The organism is Amycolatopsis bullii, from assembly GCF_014654205.1.
Classification (GTDB): domain Bacteria; phylum Actinomycetota; class Actinomycetes; order Mycobacteriales; family Pseudonocardiaceae; genus Amycolatopsis; species Amycolatopsis plumensis.
In genome coordinates, this window is record NZ_BNAW01000001.1 from 399,749 (window position 1) to 416,796 (window position 17,048).

At 72.4% G+C, this 17,048-nt stretch carries 16 protein-coding genes; 6 read left to right on the top strand and 10 right to left on the bottom strand.

The genetic code is table 11. The features are described 5' to 3' along the window. Positions 1-36 precede the first annotated feature (36 nt). From egtD to IE317_RS01855, 5 genes are all read right to left on the bottom strand, one after another. The gene (egtD, locus tag IE317_RS01835) at positions 37-1,014 is read right to left on the bottom strand and encodes an L-histidine N(alpha)-methyltransferase (protein WP_191306252.1); all 978 of its coding nucleotides are present in this window, start codon (positions 1,012-1,014) and stop codon (positions 37-39) included. Further along, a complete protein-coding gene (egtC, locus tag IE317_RS01840; protein ID WP_191306253.1) occupies positions 1,011-1,829 on the bottom strand; it encodes an ergothioneine biosynthesis protein EgtC in 819 nt (272 codons plus the stop codon). Before egtC ends, egtD begins: the two co-directional genes overlap by 4 nt. 4 nt (positions 1,830-1,833) lie before the next feature. Continuing rightward, complete coding sequence (gene egtB / locus IE317_RS01845; protein ID WP_191306254.1) at positions 1,834-3,171, bottom strand: ergothioneine biosynthesis protein EgtB; 1,338 nt, start codon at positions 3,169-3,171, stop codon at positions 1,834-1,836. After that, entirely contained in the window at positions 3,168-4,430 is a 1,263-nt protein-coding gene (locus IE317_RS01850) for a glutamate-cysteine ligase family protein (RefSeq protein ID WP_191306255.1), read from the bottom strand. Before IE317_RS01850 ends, egtB begins: the two co-directional genes overlap by 4 nt. A gap of 122 nt (positions 4,431-4,552) precedes the next feature. After that, positions 4,553-5,479, bottom strand: coding sequence for a LysR family transcriptional regulator (locus IE317_RS01855; RefSeq protein WP_191306256.1), 927 nt, complete (start codon positions 5,477-5,479; stop codon positions 4,553-4,555). A gap of 122 nt (positions 5,480-5,601) precedes the next feature. Here IE317_RS01855 and IE317_RS01860 point away from each other — a divergent pair, with 122 nt between their 5' ends. Then, positions 5,602-6,801 carry a Glu/Leu/Phe/Val dehydrogenase gene (locus IE317_RS01860; RefSeq protein WP_191306257.1) on the top strand — a complete coding sequence of 400 codons (1,200 nt, stop codon included), beginning with the start codon at positions 5,602-5,604 and terminating at the stop codon, positions 6,799-6,801. Here IE317_RS01860 and pip read toward each other — a convergent pair. The 5 genes from pip to IE317_RS01885 all read right to left on the bottom strand — a co-directional run bounded on the left by pip (position 6,791) and on the right by IE317_RS01885 (position 10,965). Further along, a complete protein-coding gene (gene pip, locus IE317_RS01865; RefSeq protein WP_191306258.1) occupies positions 6,791-7,735 on the bottom strand; it encodes a prolyl aminopeptidase in 945 nt (314 codons plus the stop codon). The two genes, IE317_RS01860 and pip, sit on opposite strands and share 11 nt — an antisense overlap. 77 nt (positions 7,736-7,812) lie before the next feature. Continuing rightward, positions 7,813-8,541, bottom strand: a complete 729-nt coding sequence (locus IE317_RS01870; protein ID WP_191306383.1) for an ESX secretion-associated protein EspG — start codon at positions 8,539-8,541, stop codon at positions 7,813-7,815. Between the two features lie 25 nt (positions 8,542-8,566). Further along, positions 8,567-9,913, bottom strand: a complete 1,347-nt coding sequence (locus tag IE317_RS01875; RefSeq protein WP_191306259.1) for a WXG100 family type VII secretion target — start codon at positions 9,911-9,913, stop codon at positions 8,567-8,569. A 3-nt stretch (positions 9,914-9,916) separates the two neighbouring features. After that, positions 9,917-10,558, bottom strand: coding sequence for a DUF3558 domain-containing protein (locus tag IE317_RS01880; protein ID WP_191306260.1), 642 nt, complete (start codon positions 10,556-10,558; stop codon positions 9,917-9,919). Positions 10,559-10,569: 11 nt separating this feature from the next. After that, positions 10,570-10,965, bottom strand: coding sequence for a hypothetical protein (locus tag IE317_RS01885; protein ID WP_191306261.1), 396 nt, complete (start codon positions 10,963-10,965; stop codon positions 10,570-10,572). A 184-nt stretch (positions 10,966-11,149) separates the two neighbouring features. Here IE317_RS01885 and IE317_RS01890 point away from each other — a divergent pair, with 184 nt between their 5' ends. The 5 genes from IE317_RS01890 (at position 11,150) to IE317_RS01910 (ending at position 17,046) form a co-directional block, all read left to right on the top strand. Beyond that, entirely contained in the window at positions 11,150-11,731 is a 582-nt protein-coding gene (locus IE317_RS01890; RefSeq protein WP_043784004.1) for a TetR/AcrR family transcriptional regulator, read from the top strand. Positions 11,732-11,931: 200 nt separating this feature from the next. After that, positions 11,932-13,281 carry a hemolysin family protein gene (locus IE317_RS01895; RefSeq protein ID WP_191306262.1) on the top strand — a complete coding sequence of 450 codons (1,350 nt, stop codon included), beginning with the start codon at positions 11,932-11,934 and terminating at the stop codon, positions 13,279-13,281. Continuing rightward, a complete protein-coding gene (locus IE317_RS01900; RefSeq protein ID WP_191306263.1) occupies positions 13,278-14,321 on the top strand; it encodes a hemolysin family protein in 1,044 nt (347 codons plus the stop codon). Before IE317_RS01895 ends, IE317_RS01900 begins: the two co-directional genes overlap by 4 nt. Beyond that, positions 14,318-15,199 (top strand): 3-methyladenine DNA glycosylase, encoded by an 882-nt coding sequence (locus IE317_RS01905; RefSeq protein WP_191306264.1) that lies wholly within the window; start codon positions 14,318-14,320, stop codon positions 15,197-15,199. The genes IE317_RS01900 and IE317_RS01905 overlap by 4 nt, the downstream gene beginning before the upstream one ends. Positions 15,200-15,315: 116 nt before the next feature. Further along, on the top strand, positions 15,316-17,046 hold the full coding sequence (locus tag IE317_RS01910; protein ID WP_191306265.1) for a hypothetical protein: 1,731 nt from the start codon (positions 15,316-15,318) through the stop codon (positions 17,044-17,046). The last annotated feature ends 2 nt before the right edge of the window (positions 17,047-17,048 follow it).

Here is a 17,048-nt window from a genome sequence, read left to right on the forward strand (position 1 = left end):
TTCGTGCCGGCGGCCCGGGCCAGCGCCCGGAGAGGATTACCCACGCACGGATTTTGCCAGGCTCACCCCGAACCGCTGCTGGGAGTCGGTCCACCAGTGCTCGAGGGCGAACCCGGCCGCGGCCAGCTCGGTCTCGACGCCGCGCGGGCGGAACTTCGCGGAGATCTCCGTCCGGATGTGCTCGCCCTCGGCGAAGCGAACCGTGAGGTCCGCGCCGGGGATCTCGACGGTCAGCTCGCGGCGGGCTCGCAGGCGCATCTCGATCCACTCGTTTTCCGCGTCCCAGTACGACACGTGCTCGAACTCGTCGACGTCGAAGTTCGCGCCGAGCCGGGCGTTGACCACCCTCAGGACGTTCTTGTCGAACTCCGCCGTCACACCGGCCGCGTCGTCATACGCGCGTTCGAGAATCCGGGGGTCCTTGACCAGGTCGGTGCCGAGCAGCAGCCACTCCCCCTCGTCGAGGACCTCCCGGACCGAGCGGAGGAAGACCGCGCGCTCGGCGGGCAGGAAGTTGCCGATCGTGCCGCCGAGGAAGGCCACCACCCGCGGCTGGCCGTCCGGCAGCAGGTTCAGGTGCTGGGTGAAGTCGCCGACGACCCCGCGGACGGCGAGGCCCGGGTAGTCCTTCGAAATCGCTTCGGCGGCCTCGGCCAGCGCGGATTCCGACACGTCGAGGGGGACGAACGCCTCCAGGGTGCCGTGGGCGGTGAGCGCGTCGAGCAGGAGCCGGGTCTTCTCGCTCGACCCCGAGCCGAGTTCGACGAGCGTGTGCGCATCGGTCAGCTTCGCGACGTCGCCGGCGTGCGCGGCCAGCACCTCGCGCTCGCTGCGGGTCGGGTAGTACTCCGGCAGCTGGGTGATCTTCTCGAACAGCTCGCTGCCGTCGGCGTCGTAGAACCACTTGGGCGGCAGCCACTTCCGCGCCGCGGTGAGCCCGGCGACGACGTCGGCGCGCAGTTCCGCGGTGACGGCGTCGCCGGAGCGGTGGTGGTCGAGATCGACTTCGGTCATGAGAGCTCCTGGGTGAGGGGAAGCACGTCGACGCCGGCCGCGGTGGCGCGCACGGCGTGGTGGTCGGGGACGGGCCGCCAGCGCGGGTCGCCGTCGAAGGGTTCGGACGCCAGCCACACGTTGCTTCCGGGGGTTCCGGGTGGCGGAGCCCCCGGCCCGGGGCGAAGCCCCGGCACAACACTGCCGGCCGGGGTCTCCAGCACGGACAGCGCGTGCGTCCAGGTGGTGCCGATCAGCGTGGCGCCGTCGGTGAGCAGGAAGTTGAGCCGGGACCCGGGCGCGGCCGCTTCGACGGCGAGGGTCAGCCCCGCCACCGCCGTCAGCGGGTCCTCGCCCGTGGCGAGCCGGGCGCGCAGCAGGGCCCAGAGCACCACCGAATCCGTCGGCGCTTCCAGGGTCAGCAGCTCGGTGACCGGCAGGGTCTTGGCCAGTTCGGCCAGCGAGTGCGGGTAGCCGCGGACGACACCGTTGTGGCTGAACAGCCAGGGCCCGGCGGTGAACGGCGCCGCGGCCGCTTCGGTCACCGGCAGGCCGGTGGTGCCGTTGCGGACCGCGGCGACGAACGCGCCCGAGGTCACCGCCGCGGCCAGCGGCGGCAGCGTCTCGTCCGTCCACAGTGGAGTCGACCGGCGGTGGCGCAGGGGCGGCGAGCCCGGGCCGGGGTACCACCCCAGCCCGAACCCGTCGGCGTTCACCGAGCCGCCGCCGCGCATGTCGGCCGGCGCGTACGACTGCACCAGCAGGGAATGCGGGGCGCGGAAGAGCGCCTCGGCGGGCGATGCCGGCTCGCCGAGGTAGCCGATGTGGCGGCACATGCGCCTACCCCACCTCGCCGGGGGCCGCGTCGCGGGCGGTGCGGAAGCCGGCGAAGATCTGCCGCCGGATCGGGTAGTCCCAGTTGCGGAACGTGCCCCGGATCGCCGCCGAGTCGGTGCCGAACGAGCCGCCGCGCAGCACCTTGTACTCCGGGCCGAAGAACACCTCCGAGTACTCCCGGTACGGGAAGGCGGAGAAACCCGGGTACCCGTGGAAATCCGTGGAGGTCCACTCCCAGACGTCCCCGATCAGCTGGTGCACGCCGGTCGGCGACGCACCGGCCGGGTACGCCCCCGCGGGCGCCGGGCGCAGGTGCCGCTGGCCGAGGTTGGCGTGCTCGGCCGACGGTTCCTCGTCGCCCCAGGGGAACCGGCGCGACCGGCCGGTGGCCGGGTCGAACCGGGCCGCCTTCTCCCACTCCGCCTCGGTCGGCAGCCGACGCCCGGCCCAGGCCGCGTACGCCTCGGCTTCGAAGTAGGAGACGTGCACGACCGGCTCGCCGGCGGGAATCCGCTCGTACACGCCGAACCGGGTCCGCCACCAGCCGTCCTGCTCCCGCTTCCAGAACCGCGGCGCGGTGATGCCGTTGTCCTGCCGGTACGCCCAGCCCGCCGGGCTCCACCACTGCTCGTCGTCGTAGCCGCCGCCGTCGAGGAATTCGACGTAGGCGCCGCACGTCACCGGGACGGTGTCCATCCAGAACGCGTCGACGGCGATCTCGTGCGCCGGGCGCTCGTTGTCCAGGGCCCACGGCTCGGCCGACGTGCCCATCGTGAAGGCACCGCCCGGCACCAGCACCTCGGCGGGCAGCGTGCCCGAGCGCGCGGGCGGCGGCTCCGGCGCGTGCAGCACCGGGTCGCCCTTGCGGAGCTGGTGGGTGGCCAGCATGGTCTCGTCGTGCTGCTGCTCGTGCTGGGTGATCATGCCGAACGCGAACGCCTGCTCGGTCAGCCGCCTGCCTTCCATCGGCGCGTGTTCCAGCACGTCGAAGGCCTTTTCGCGGACCTGCTTGACGTACGCGCGTGCCTCGGCCGGCCCGAGCAGCGGCAGCTCCGGCCGGTCCGCGCGGGCGTGCTGGAAGGCGTCGTAGATGTCGTCGATGTCCGGGCGCAGCGGTTCCCGGCCGCCGACGTCGCGGACCAGCCACAGCTCTTCCTGGACGCCGATGTGCGCCAGGTCCCAGACCAGCGGCGACATCAGCTTCGAGTGCTGGCGGACCAGGTCTTCGTCGTCCACGGCGTCGGTCAGCGCCACGCTGCGCGCCCGGGCCCGGGTCAGTGCTTCGGCCGCCCGGGCGCGCAGGTCCTGCGCGCTCAGCTCGCCCAGTGCTTCCGTGCTCATGCTTCGCTCCTCGATCGGTACGCGCGCCCCAGCACGCTCTCGCAGATCTCGGTGGTCGACTCCTCCGCCAGCCCGGTCGCGCCCAGCTCGGTGCAGCCGAGGTCGGCCAGGGCCGCCGCGACGGCCGCCAGTTCCGGGTCGGCCAGGCCGCGCCGCGCCGCCGTGGTCCACCGGTCCGCGACCGGTGCGCAGAGCTCGCGCACCTTGTCGACGGTGGCCGGGCGGGCGAGCAGCGCGGACACCAGCGCCACCGGCGCCAGCCACTCGCCCGGCGGTTGCGCGTCGAGGTACCGGATCTCCAGGTACCCCTGCGGCCGGACCGGCGTGAACATGGTCGTGAGGTGGTAGTCGAGGTCTTCGACGGTGGGCCGCGGCAGCAGCGCCGCGGCGCCCCGGCCGTCGATCCAGTCGGCGAACGTCAGCCCGTCGGGCGCGTCCCACGGCCGGTCGCCGCGGGGCAGCACCATCAGGGGGACGTCCATCAGGCGCCCGGCCCACGCCCCGGCCGGGTCGTCGCCCGTCACGGCGGGCGTGCGCGTGCGCACCGCTTCCGTGTCGTGCACCGCCAGCCAGCGGGCGGAGGCGTGGCCGGTGTCCCGGCCGGCGTGGACGCGGGAGTTGGCGAAGAGGGCGAGCAGCGGCGGGCCCATCGCGTGCGCGGCCGCCCACCGCGCGGCGTAGTGCTCGGGCTCCCCCGCGTCGACGCAGATCTGCAGGCCGGCGGTGCTGCACATCATCGTGAGGCCGCCGGGGCCGATCGGCGCGAACCGGCGCTCCATCGCCGCGTAGCGCGGGGTGTGCAGGAGCCGGCGGGGCGCGCGGTGGGCGTCGATGCCCGTTTCGCCCAGGACGAGGTGGTGCCGGACGAGGCGTTCACGCAGGTGGTGGAGGTCGGCCGTGACGACTGCGTCGAGCTCGCGCAGGGAGGCCTGGGGAGGAGCGGAAATCTCCACCTGGCACCCGGGTTCGAGGCTCACGGGTGAGCCGGCCGGGAGCGGGGTGGCGGGGCTGCCGGGGCGGAGCGTCCGCGGGGTGTGCGGACCGAGCGCCGCGGCAAGGACGTCGGGATCGAGGGGTCTGGCCGGGTCGTCGGCATGGTGCACGGTGAACTCCAGCTCCACGCCGGTCAGGCGGGGCGGCCCGTGCTTGAAACACACCGATGCGACGTACGCTTCGCCGGCCGCGCGGTCCGCCAGGACCCGCGCGGTGCGGTTCGACGCACTACCCGACTTCTCGGGGAAATCGTGCACCGCTTGCATGTGGCGTTCCTGTTCCTGTTGTGGGGAACTTCTCGTCTTCGGACGCTACACGCGGGGTACGACAAATTCAGGGCGGTTCCTGCGCTGCGGGAGGTGTTCACCACCCTGTAAGAAGCCCCGGATCAGGGCAAAGCCGGTTCGGTACCCAGTCCGAGCTCGGCCGCGGACGCCCGCACGGCGTCGATGACCAGGTGCAGCGCGGGGCGCCGGAACGCGGTGCGCCGGTAGGCGATCGACACCGTCCGCAGCAGCGGCGTGGTGAGCGTGACGACGTCGATCCCGGGCGGCCGCAGCAAACGCAGGCCCAGGTCGGAGACGAGGGTGACGCCCAGCCCGGCGCCGACCATCGCCATCGCCGTCGACTGCTCTTCGACCTCGTGGTTGATCTTCGGCGCGAAGCCGTGCCGCCGGCATGCGGTGCGCATCGCGCGGCCGAAGTGCGACTTGGCGCCGGCCAGGATCCACGGGTGCTCGGCGAGGTCGTCCAGCGACGCCGACCCCGACGGCACGGCACCGCGCGGCACCGCGGCGTGCAGCCGTTCGACGGCCACGACCGCCCGCTCCAGCCCGGCGTCCCACGGCGTCGGCGCGTCGGAGTAGTCGATCACGAACGACAGGTCGAGGCTGCCGTCGCGGACCGCCTCGGCGGTGTCCTCCGGCGCCAGCTCGCGGGTGCGGACCTCGATGCCCGGGTGCTCGCCGGCCAGCGCGGTCAGCGCGGTCGGCAGCAGGCCGGAGGCCACCGACGCCCACACCCCGGCGGTCAGCCGGACCGTGCGGGCCTCCTGGGCCTCCTCCAGGGCGAGCGTGGCCCGCTCGACCGAGCCGAGGATCTCCTCGGCGTGCTCGGTGAGCAGGGTGCCGAGCTCGGTCAGCTGGACGCGCCGGCCGAGCCGTTCGAACAGCTTCGCGCCCACGTCCCGTTCGAGCTGCGCAAGCTGCTGCGACACCGCCGAAGCGGTGTAGTGCAGCGCCGCGGCCGCCGCCGTCACGGTGCCCCGGCGGTGCAGCTCGCGCAGCATCCGCAAGCGGTGCAACGAAAGCTCCATGCACAAAACTTAAACGAGATCGTGCAGGTTCGTTAAATGGACGCCCGGGCCGTCCGGGGCGCAGGCTCGGGGAAGGCGGCCGAGAACGACCGCCCCGGACTTCCCTGGAGGTGAGTGGCCTGATGACCCCGCGCAACGCCGAGCCGCTGATGCGGCTGACGTGGACCGATCCCGTCACCGGTGCGCACGGCTACCTGGTCGTGCACAGCCTGGTCTCCGGCGTCGCCACCGGCGGCACCCGGATGCGGGCCGGCTGCACGATGACCGAGGTGGAGGACCTCGCCCGGGGCATGGCCAACAAGACCGCGACCTTCAACCTGCCGGTCGGCGGGGCCAAGGGCGGCATCGACTTCGACCCGAAGGACCCCCGCGCGTTCGACGTGCTGAAGCGGTTCTGCGCGTTCCTGCGGCCGTGGCTGGACGCGCACTGGGTGACCGCCGAGGACCTGGGCGTTCCCCAGCACCTGATCGACTCGGTGTTCGCCGAGCTCGGCCTGGAGCAGTCGTACCACGCGGCGATCCGCCGTTCGGCCGATCCGGCGCGCACCCTGCGCCGAGTGCAGGCGGGCCTCAACGCGCCGGTGCCCGGCGGCCTGCTGCTCGGCGACGTCGTCGGCGGCTACGGCGTGGCGCAGGCGTGCCTGGGGGTGGCGGCGGCCTGGGACTGGGACGTCCGGGAAACGACGGTGGCCATCCAGGGCATCGGCACCATGGGCGGCGGAGCGGCCTGGTACCTGCACGAGGCCGGGGTCAAGGTCGTCGCGGTGGCCGACGCGGCGGGCACGCTGTACGACCCCGCCGGCCTCGACGTCCCGGCGCTGCTCGACCTGCGCGACCGGTTCGGCGAAGTGGACCGGTCCCGGCTGCCGGCCGGGGTCCGTTCGCTGCCGCGCGAGACGATCGTCGGGATCGACGCGGACATCTTCGCGCCGGCCGCGATCTCCTACGCGCTGCGGCCCGACAACGAGAGCGCGGTGCGGGCCAAGGTGGTCGTCGAAGCGGCCAACGCGGCGACGACGCCGGAAGCGGAAGCCGCGCTGTCGGCCCGCGGGATCGCGGTGGTGCCCGACTTCGTCGCCAACGCCGGCGCGGCGGCCTGGGCGTGGTGGCTGCTGCTGGGTGAGGTCGGCGCGGACCCGGCCGATTCGTTCCTGCGGCTGCGCACCGAGATGCAGGCGAAGATCGCGCTGCTGCTGGCGGAGTGGAACCTGGACCGGCTGCCGCTGCGCGTCACCGGGCTCCGGCTGGCCGAGGCCAACCGCGCCCGCCGCGCCGAGGCCGAGCTCGCCCCGGAAGGCGAGCCGGCGCTCGTCATCCCCTGAGCGCGAACCGGTCGGTCGCGCCGATCAGGACCTCCTGCATCGACGCGGCCGACACGGTGTGCCCGACGTCGTCCAGCATCACCAGTTCGCTGCCCGGCCAGGCGTGGTGCAGCAGCCAGGGCGTGCCGACGAGGTTGCTCGTGTCGAGCACGCCCTGTGCCAGCACCGCCGGGATGCCCGCGAGCCTGCCCACCTGCCGCAGGATCTCGCCGTCCGGCAGGAACACGCGGTTGCTGAAGTAGTGCGTGACGAGCCGGGCGAAGCAGAGCCGGTAGGCCGGGTCTTCGAAGTCGTCGTGGGGCGGGACGCCGGGGAGCATCGCGTCTTCCCAGGCGCACCAGTTCTTCGCGGCCTGGTGGTGGACGGCCGGGTCCGGGTCCATCAGCAGCCGGTGGTAGGCCGCCGACAGATCGCCGTCGCGCTCGCTTTCCGGCACGCCGTCGCGGAATTTCGCGAAGCCGTCCGGGAAGTAGGCGCCGAGGCCGCGGATGAGCAGCTCGATCTCGATGAAGCGGTCGGTCGCCAGGCCCATCAGGACGATCTCACTGACGCGCTCGGTGTGGCGCAGCGCGTAGGCCAGGCTGAGCACCGAGCCCCAGGAACCGCCGAACAGCAACCACTTCTCGATGCCGAGGTGTTCGCGGAGGCGCTCGAAGTCGGCCACCAGGTGCTCGGTGGTGTTGGCGGACAGGTCGGCGACCGGGGCGCCGGCGTGCGGGGTGCTGCGGCCGCAGCCGCGCTGGTCGGCCAGGACGATCCGGTAGCGCGCCGGGTCGAAGAAGCGGCGGACGTTCGCCGAGCAGCCGGAACCGGGGCCACCGTGCACGACGAGCGCGGGCTTGCCGTCGGGGTTCCCGCAGGTCTCCCAGTAGATCTCGTGGCCGTCGCCGACGTCCAGCATGCCGTGGTCGTAGGGTTCGATTGCGGGGTACATCGGCGCGTCCTCCCAGCCGGATACAACAGCGCTGTCACATTATCCGGTGAACGAGCGGTCGCGCACGCCCTTTTCGTTCAGTTCAGCGTGCCGGCCAGCTCGGTGAGCGTGTCGGCCAGCTCCTGCGGGCCCGCCGGCCCGATGTGGATGACCGCGTCGTCGCCCGAGCCGGACGTGTAGCTGAGGTACCGGCCCCAGTCGGTGTCGGCGTAGTGGAGCGGCTGCTGGAGGCAAGTGTGCCGTCCGACGTCGTCACGCCGTCCGACGTAGAGCTCCCCGCTGCCCGAGACCGGCCGCTGCACGAGGCTGACGATGTCGGCGACGGCCGGGTCGAGCGGGTGGGCGGCCTGCCCGCGGCGGGCCGCTTCGGTCAGGTCCGCCACCCGCACGGTCCGCCGCCGTCCCCCGCCGGGACCGACCGGCGGCAGCTGCTCGACGAGCGACTCGGCCAGCCGGTTCCGGTCGATTTCCTGCACGCCGACGTGGGTCCCGTCGGAGACGGCGAGGACCGCCTGCAGCCCTTTGGCGGCGGCGAGCACGCCGTAGGTCTGCCCGCCGGTGCCGACCCAGCCGTAGCACTCCCGCGCCGGGCTGACCAGCAGCGGGAGCCAGTCGAGGAAGTCGACGGTGGCCCGGCCCCGGGCATCGACCAGCCCGGCCTCGGCGAGCGCGGCGTCGACCCGCTTGCCGGCCTCCTCGCGCTCCTCGTCCGAGAGCCACAGCGGCTCGGGACGCAGGGTGAGGTGGAGCTGGCCGACCTGCTCGCGTTCGGCGAGCGCGGCCAGCGCCTCGACCGGAACATCCACCCGGCCTGTTGCCACGTCCACCTGCCTATTCGCCGATGACCGGCGGACTGGTCCGCTGGTCGGTGCCGAAGATCGCGTCCGGATCCGCTTCGATCAGGTAGTCCGGCCGCTGGTGCTCATCGTCGTCTTCACCCTCACCGCGACGGCCACCGGGCCCCATCGGCCCCATCTGCCCGGACCGCGAGCCGGCCCCCCGCGCGGCGGCGGCTTCCGCGGCGGCGGCGTTGCCGAGGCTGCCCATGCCGGAGCCGCGGCCGCTGCCGAACCCGCGTTCGCCGGCCCCGCTGCCGGTTCCCGATCCGCTGCCGCTGCCGGTTCCTGTTCCGGTTCCGCCCCGGCCGGTCGGGTCGAGGAGCCGCCCGCCGGCGTTGCCGCTGGTGGGGCCGCGGCCGCCGGGGGTGGCGTTGGGGTCGTTGGGGTTCAGGTAGTTCTGGCCGTAGTTCTGGCCTGTGTTGGTGGGATAGAAGTCCATCCCGCCGGTGCCGGGCGGGGTTTTGCCGGGCTGATCGGTCGATTGACCCGGGCGGGTCGGCAGGGTCGGGCGGCCGGTGCCGGTGGTGTGGGTGTCGTCGGTGCCGGTGCCACCCGTTCCTCCGGTGCCGCCAGTGCCTCCCGTGCCGCCAGTGCCTCCGGTTCCCCCGGTGCCTCCCGTGCCGCCGGTCCCGCCCGTTCCGCCGTTCCCGCCGGGCTTGTCGCCGCCGCCGGTCTGCCCGGGGTCGAAGTCGGTGGTGGAGGTGCGGTCGTCATCGCCATGCCCGATGTTCCGCGGCGGCGTCTCCGGCGGAATGTAGGGCGGCGGCTTGATCCGGCCAGGCCCGTCGGGCGTGTTCACCGAGATGGCGGCACCGTCGGCCTCGAGCACGCCGTAGTCGGTGGGCAGCGCGGCACGGGTGCTGTTGGTGGCGTTGCTGTACTGGTCCATCACGCGGACGTTGGTCTCGTTCGCGGCGTTGTACCGCGCCATGCCCTCTTGATAGTTGTCGATGTCGTCCTTGGCCATGAACGGCCCGGCGATCGGGATGGCGGCCTTGAGGCCGGTGGTCCAGGGATTGGGCTTGTCCGGCTTCGGCGGCACCTCGACGACGGTGTTGCTCGAATCCTCGAAGACGGCAGCCTGGGTCTTGACGGACGCGGAGGTCACGTCCAGCGGCGCCGAACTGTCGTGGAAGGCACGTTCCATCGGCCCCGCGCCCGAATTCGCGGCGTCAGCGGCGTCACCGCTCCACGATTCGACCATGCGTGCCTGGAGCGCCTTGATGCTCGCGCCCCGTTCCATGTAGGCGTCGGACAGTTCCTGCACGGTCTGCGCCATCTGCTGCAGCCCGGAGGTGTCGCCCTGTCTGAAGTTGTCGTAGATCTGCTTGCCGTCCACTCGTCATGCCCCCTTGAGTGTCTTGATGACGCTCGACGCCACCTGGTTGGCCACCCCACAGGAGTCGTCGGCTCCCTGGTAGCCCTGCGCATACACGTCGAAGGTGAGGTCGTCGGCGATGCCCACACCGATCCCGCAGGATCCCATCGGCCGTTCGTCCAGCGGTCCCCAGTAGACGGCCGGGTAACCGTCGACGTCCGGGGCGTGCTCGAGGAAGCGAATCACGGTCTTGGCCCGGTAGGCGGCGTAAAGGCCCGCCAGTCCACCGGATCCCGCGTCCCGGCTACCGGTGCCCAGCGACACCAGCACGCCGATGCCCTGGCCGCTGATCTTCCACGCACACGTCGGGCCCGCCTTGGTGAACAGCGTGTCACCCTTCGGCTGAAACGTGCCGACCTCGGGCATCCCCAGCGACGCCAGCACGTCCTTCGGCACCAGAGCGCACGTGTCGGTGACGTATTTGCTCGCGTCCAGCGGCGCGGAGACCTTCGGAACTTCGGGATCAGCCGACGGCGAGCCGGACACCGCCGACGACGAGGCCGTCGACGGGGACGCCGTGCCTCCGGTCGTCGTGGTGCACGCGGTCGTGAGCCCTGCGGACACGGTCACGACGACCGCCAGGACACCCAGTTTGCTTCGGAACAAGTTCGGCTCGCCTATGCCTTGAAGGTGTCGGACAGGTCCTGGTCGGTGACCACGGTCTTCGACTGCGCTGCTTTCAGCTTCTTGATGTAGTCCTGCGCGTACTTGCGCATGGAGTCGTTCTGGGTGAGCAGGGCGATGATCGAATCGGAGCTGGTCGAGGCGAAGTTCCCGCTGGCCGGGTCCTTGCCGGGCGCCACGGTGCTCAATGCCGCCAGCTCGCGGATCTTCTGCCCGTCCTCGACGATCTTGTCGACCAGGTCTTCCCACTGGCCGATCACCGCGGAGAGCTCTTCGGGGTCCATCTTGAACTGGCCGCCCTTGCCCCCGCCGCCGTAGACCCGGCCCGGGGTGTCGAAGACGTCGCCCCAGAGAGCCCTCGCCGCCTGCCCGGCCTCACCGATGATCACGACCGCACCTTCCCCTCAGCTCACCCACCGTGATGGGGCAAACCTTAGCCAACCGTCTCACTTCGTGTCAGCGAATCGCCGCAACGTTCAGACGGTGGGGGTCGGCCGTCGGTTCCCTGCACTCCGGGTCACAGTACGTACGTACGGATTGCGAGATCCCGGTCCGCGGTGCCAGGATTTCAGGATGCCACGCGTAAGCCAGGATCACCTCGACGCACGCCGGCGCCAGATCCTCGACGGCTCGCGCGTCTGCTTCGCGCGCTACGGCTACGAAGGTGCCACAGTCCGGCGCCTCGAGGAAGCCACCGGCCTGTCGCGCGGGGCCATCTTCCACCACTTCCGGGACAAGGAGTCGCTCTTCCTCGCCCTCGCCGAGGACGATGCCCTCCGGATGGCCGACGTCGTCGCCGAACAGGGCCTCGTCCAGGTCATGCGGGACCTGCTCGCCGGGGGCGACCACCCCGCCGACTGGCTCGGGACGCGCCTCGAAGTGTCCCGGCGCCTGCGCACCGATCCCGAGTTCCGCGGCCGGTGGGCCGAACGGTCCGAGCAGCTCACCACCGCCACCCGGCTGCGGCTGCTGCGGCAGCGCGAGGCCGGGAACCTGCGGGACGACGTCGACGTCGACGTCCTCACCGCCTTCCTCGAACTCGTCCTCGAGGGACTCGTCTCGCACCTGGCCATGGGCCTGCCCGCCGCCGGGCTGGGGCCGGTGCTCGACCTCGTCGAAGAAACCGTGCGCCGGCACCGGCCGAGCCGCGGATGAGCGCTCCGACACACCCGGTACGCGAGCGGCGAGCGCGAAAGACACGTTAAGATTGTCCGCAATAACCGCAGTACACACCGATTTATCGCTAGGAGTGACCGTTTCGTGCGCGCAGCGCAGTCACCCGGTGACAGTACCGGGCCGGGTGACCGACCCGGCTGTCCGATAGGTTCATCCCCCGCCACCGAGGCGGGTGCGGAATGATCCAGATCCTGCTCGCCGTCGCCGGCGTCCTCCTCTTCGTCCTGCTGACGATCGGCACCGGGCTCGCCGTCGCGGCCGAGTTCTCGCTGACCGCGCTGGAACGCAGCACCGTCGAGGCCAACGTCCGCCAGGTCGGCGACCGCCGCGCGGTGACCGTCCAGAAGGCGCACCGGACGCTCTCCTTCCAGCTCTCCGGCGCCCAGGTCGCGATCACGCTGACCACGCTGGTCACCGGGTACCTGGCCGAGCCGCTGATCGGCGAGCTCGTCCGGCCGCTGCTCACCGGCCTGGGGCTCCCGGCCGGGTTCGCCGGCGGCGCGTCGATCGTCATCGCCCTGGTCCTGGCCACGTCGCTGTCGATGATCCTCGGCGAAATGGTGCCGAAGAACCTCGCGATCGCCCGGCCGCTGCCGACCGCGCGCGCGGTGGCCGGCTACCACTCGCGGTTCTCCGCGCTGTTCCGCTGGCTGATCACGCTGATGAACAACAGCGCGAACTTCCTGGTGCGCAAGTTCGGCGTCGAGCCGCAGGAAGAGCTGCGGTCCGCGCGCTCGCCGCAGGAACTGGGCTCGATCGTGCGGTCCAGCGCCGAAAGCGGCACGCTCGACACGTCCACCGCCGAGCTGCTCGACCGCTCGCTGCGGTTCGGCGAGCGCACCGCGGAAGAGCTGATGACCCCGCGGGTGCAGCTCGAATCCCTCGCCATCGATGACACCGTGGAAGACCTCATCGAGATCTCCCGCCGCACCGGGTTCTCGCGGTTCCCGGTGCACGCCGAGGACCTCGACGACGTCCGCGGCGCCGTGCACGTCAAGCAGGCCTTCGCGGTGCCCGCCGCCGACCGGGCCGCGGTGCCGATCGGGTCGGTCATGCGGCCGGTGCCGACCGTGCCGGAGTCCCTCCCCGGCGACGACCTGCTGCTGCGCCTGCGCGACTCGCGCTTCCAGCTGGCCATCGTCGTCGACGAGTACGGCGGCACGGCCGGGCTGGTCACCCTCGAGGACGTCGTCGAGGAGATCATCGGCGACGTCCGCGACGAGCACGACGAGCGCGAAGCCCCGGCGTCCCAGCAGGTCGGCACCGACAGCTGGCTGGTGTCCGGGCAGTTGCGCGCCGACGAGGTCACCGGGGTCACCGGGTTCCGGATGCCGGACGGCGACTACGAGACCATCGCCGGGCTGATCCTCGAGCGGCTGGGCAAGATCCCCGCCGAGGGCGACGCCACCGACGTCGACGGCTGGCTGCTCACCGTGACGGTGATGGACAAGCACCGGATCGCCGAGGTCGAGGTCGCCCCGGTCCGCTCGGCGCCGGAAGCGGCCCCGGAAGCGGAGGTGGCCTCGTGACCGACTGGCTGAACATCGCCCTGGTCGTGGTGCTGCTGCTGGCCAACGCCTTCTTCGTCGGCGCGGAGTTCACGCTGATCTCCTCCCGGCGCGACCGGCTCGAAGCGCTGCTGGAGCAGGGCAAGACGCGCGCGAAGATCGTCATCAACGCGAGCAGGCACGTCTCGCTGATGCTCGCCGGGGCGCAGCTGGGCATCACCATCTGCTCGCTGCTGCTCGGCCGGCTCGGCGAGCCCGCCATCGCGCACCGCCTCGCCGCGGGCTTCGACGCGCTGGGCCTGCCCGAGGCGCTGCTGCACCCGATCTCGTTCGCCATCGCGCTGGCGTTCATCACCGTGGCGCACGTGCTCATCGGCGAGATGGTGCCGAAGAACCTCGCCATCGCCGAGCCCGAGCGGCTCGCGCTGTGGCTGGTCCCGGCGCACGTCGCCTGGGTGAAGGTGGCCAACCCGTTCATCTGGCTGCTGAACTTCATCGCCAACTCGCTGCTGCGCGCGTTCCGCGTGGAGCCGAAGGACGAGCTGGAGACGGCCTACACCTCCGACGAGCTGGCCGAGCTGCTCAGCGAGTCGCGCCGGGAGGGCCTGCTCGACCAGTCCGAGCACCAGCGGCTCGCCCAGACGCTCTCGTCGATGCAGAAGACCGTGGCCGACGTGCTGGTGCCCACCGCCGAGCTGACCACGCTCCCCTGCGGGCCGACCGTCGGCGACGTGGAGAAGGCCGTGTCGTCCACCGGGTTCTCGCGGTTCCCGGTGTGCACCGACGACGGGCGGCTGACCGGCTACATCCACGTCAAGGACATCCTCGACCTGGCCGGGCAGGACCCGAAGACGACGGTTCCGGAGTCGAAGACGCGCGCGCTGACCGAACTGCGTGCCGACGCCCGGCTCGACGTCGCGCTTTCGGCCATGCGCAAGGAACGCAGCCACCTCGCGCGGGCGCTGGACGCGAACGGCAACGCCGTCGGCGTCGTCGCGCTGGAAGACCTGGTCGAGGAGTACGTGGGCACGGTGCGCGACGGCACCCACGTGGGCGCATGACGGAGGTCGAGGTGCTCGCGGAGCCGGAGTGGCTGGCCCGCGAGGCGGCGCACGTCTCCCGGATGCGGCGCTGGACCGGCCCGCACCAGGAGCGGCGGTCGCGTGGCGAGAAGCACCCGGTGCTGGACTTCCTGTTCACCTACTACTCGTACCGGCCGTCGCACCTCGAACGGTGGCAGCCCGGGCCCGGCGTCGCGCTCGCCGGGCCCGCGGCGCGGCGCTTCCTGGACCGCAAGGGGTACGTCGACACGCCTGACGGAGTGGTGCTGGATCCCGCCGGGTTCGGCGCGGGCAAGGTCCGGACGGCCGAGTTCGTCCTCGGCCTGCTGACCGCGACGGCGTCCCGCGCGCCCCGGCTGAGCTGCTTCGGCCTGCACGAGTGGGCGATGGTCTACCGCGAGCCCGCCGACTCGGTGCGGCACGACCAGGTCCCGCTCCGGCTCGGCTCGGCGGGGACCGACGCGGTCGTGGAGTCGCTGGACATCCGCTGCGGGCACTTCGACGCGTTCCGCTTCTTCACCGCCGACGCGCGTCCGCTGAACGGGCTGACGCCGTCGAGAGAGACGCAGGTCGCACTCGAGCAGCCGGGGTGTCTGCACGCGAACATGGATCTGTTCAAATGGGCGTACAAGCTCGACCCGTTCGTGCCGGCGGAGCTCGTGGCGGACTGCTTCGAGCTGGCGGCCGAGATCCGGACGCTGGACATGCGGGCCAGCCCGTACGACCTGGCGGCGCTGGGCTACCCGCCGGTGCGGATCGAGACCGCGGCGGGCCGGGCCGAATACGCCAGGGCCCAGGCGGAGTTCGCCCGCCGGGCGGCGCCGCTGCGTCATCGCCTGATTGCGCATTGCCATCGCCTGGTCAGCGCAGCACCCTGAACACGATCAACTGTGAGTCAGATTATTCTCTCACCGATACTCACCTGTTAGGGTGATAACGGTTTGGTTGCATAGCAGCGCGTGCTTGACATGCGCTCACCCCGAAAGGATGACGGATGGGGCGACACTACCGGGACGAGGAGCCGGTGCCGCACCCTCAGGACCGCACGCCGCGCGTTCCCGCCGAGGGACGCAGCGAGGCGTCCGGTGCCTTCCGCACCCCCGGGCGCAGCTCCATTTCCGACGCGTTCGGGATCGCCCGGGTCGCGGGCGAGTCCACCGGATCGGTGTTCTTCACGGAAGGGGCGCAGGCACCCGGCTTCCCGCCCCCGGCCGACGGCCCGGCCGCGCGGCGGGGCGAGGCATCGGGGGCGTACCCGGTCGCCGAGCGCTCGCCGGACGCCCGCCGAGGCGAGACCTCCGGCGCGTACCCCGCCGCAGAACGTTCCTCCGGCGCCCGCCGGGGTGAGACGTCGGGTTCCTACCCGGCTGCCGAGCGCACCACCGCCACCCGCCGGGGTGAGGCTTCCGGGGCGTACCCGGCCGCCGAACGGCCCACCGCCACCCGCCAGGGTGAAACCTCGGGTTCCTACCCGACTGCCGAGCGCGCCACCGCCGCCCGCCGAGACGAGACCTCCGCCGACCGCTCCCCCGCCGCCACCCGCCGCGGCGAGACGTCGGGCTCCTACCCGGTCACGGGCGCCCGCCGCGGCGAGGCCTCCGGCTCGTACCCGGCCGCGGGCCGGGGCGAATCCACCGTGACCCGCGCCCCGGGCCGCGGTGAAGCTTCCGGCGCCCACCCGGTGGCGAGCACGGAAGCCACGACCATCCTCTCCACGCAGCCCGGCGAGGCCCCCGGCGCCGACAGCACCACCCGGTCGCGCCGCCGGCGCGGCGACAGCCCGGCCGCTGACCGCGTCGAAGCGCCTTCCTCCGGCCGGCCCACCCGCGCGTCCCGCCGGGCGGAAGCCGCCGACCCCGCCGCCGCTTCCCGCTCGCGTCGCAAAGGCGGCCCGGCCCCGGCCGAAGCCGCCGCCGAGCGGACCGAGGTCATCACCCGGCCGGACGAAGACGTCAGCGCTTCCCGGACCCTCGACCGCGACGACACCGCCACCCGTCCCGCGGACCGCGGCGACACCACCGGCCCGCAGCGCGCCGGCCGCGGGGACAGCACCGGCCCGCACCGGGCGGCCCGCAGCGAAGGCACCGGCTCGCACCGGATCGTCGGCAAGAGCGACGCCACCGGTTCGCACCGCATCGTCGGGAAGAAGGCGCCGCGCCGCCGGATCGCCGGCTGGCCGATCGCCTGCGCCGTCCTCGCCGTGCTCATCGGGCTCGGCGTCGTCGGCTGGAACTGGGCCGACAACGAGCTCAACAGCCGCGCCGAGGCGCAGGCCAACAGCTGCGACGGCGGTACCGCGAACATGCGGATCGTCGTCACCCCGAGCGTGCAGAAGCCGCTCACCGCCGCGGCCCAGCGGTGGAACCAGGCCGCCACCGTCGTCCACGGGCAGTGCGTGCACGTCGTGATCGAAGCCAAGCCGTCGGCGCAGGTGCTCGACGCGCTGGTCGGCCGGGCGAAGCTGGACGCCATCGGCGGGCTGCCCGCCGCGTGGCTGCCGGAGTCGTCGTACTGGGTCAGCGAGCTCACCACCAAGAAGCCGGAGATGATCGGCTCGCCCGCGCAGTCGGTGGCGAACGCGCGCTCGGCGGACTACCCGTTCATCGGGCTGGCCGGCCCGGGCATCGACGACACCGCGCTGCGCGCCGCCCAGACCTTCCGCGAGTACCTGGAGCAGCCGGCCCAGCAGGCCGACTTCGCGGCCGCGGGCATCAAGTCGACCTAGCC

Bases quoted from the DNA above. Each gene is read 5' to 3' on its own strand.
- IE317_RS01910 (WP_191306265.1), top strand. From the start codon at position 15,316: ATGGGGCGACACTACCGGGACGAGGAGCCGGTGCCGCACCCTCAGGAC.
- IE317_RS01890 (WP_043784004.1), top strand. From the start codon at position 11,150: ATGCCACGCGTAAGCCAGGATCACCTCGACGCACGCCGGCGCCAGATC.
- IE317_RS01860 (WP_191306257.1), top strand. From the start codon at position 5,602: ATGACCCCGCGCAACGCCGAGCCGCTGATGCGGCTGACGTGGACCGAT.
- egtC (WP_191306253.1), bottom strand. From the start codon at position 1,829: ATGTGCCGCCACATCGGCTACCTCGGCGAGCCGGCATCGCCCGCCGAG.
- pip (WP_191306258.1), bottom strand. From the start codon at position 7,735: ATGTACCCCGCAATCGAACCCTACGACCACGGCATGCTGGACGTCGGC.
- IE317_RS01905 (WP_191306264.1), top strand. From the start codon at position 14,318: ATGACGGAGGTCGAGGTGCTCGCGGAGCCGGAGTGGCTGGCCCGCGAG.
- egtD (WP_191306252.1), bottom strand. From the start codon at position 1,014: ATGACCGAAGTCGATCTCGACCACCACCGCTCCGGCGACGCCGTCACC.
- egtB (WP_191306254.1), bottom strand. From the start codon at position 3,171: ATGAGCACGGAAGCACTGGGCGAGCTGAGCGCGCAGGACCTGCGCGCC.
- IE317_RS01855 (WP_191306256.1), bottom strand. From the start codon at position 5,479: ATGGAGCTTTCGTTGCACCGCTTGCGGATGCTGCGCGAGCTGCACCGC.
- IE317_RS01850 (WP_191306255.1), bottom strand. From the start codon at position 4,430: ATGCAAGCGGTGCACGATTTCCCCGAGAAGTCGGGTAGTGCGTCGAAC.
- IE317_RS01895 (WP_191306262.1), top strand. From the start codon at position 11,932: ATGATCCAGATCCTGCTCGCCGTCGCCGGCGTCCTCCTCTTCGTCCTG.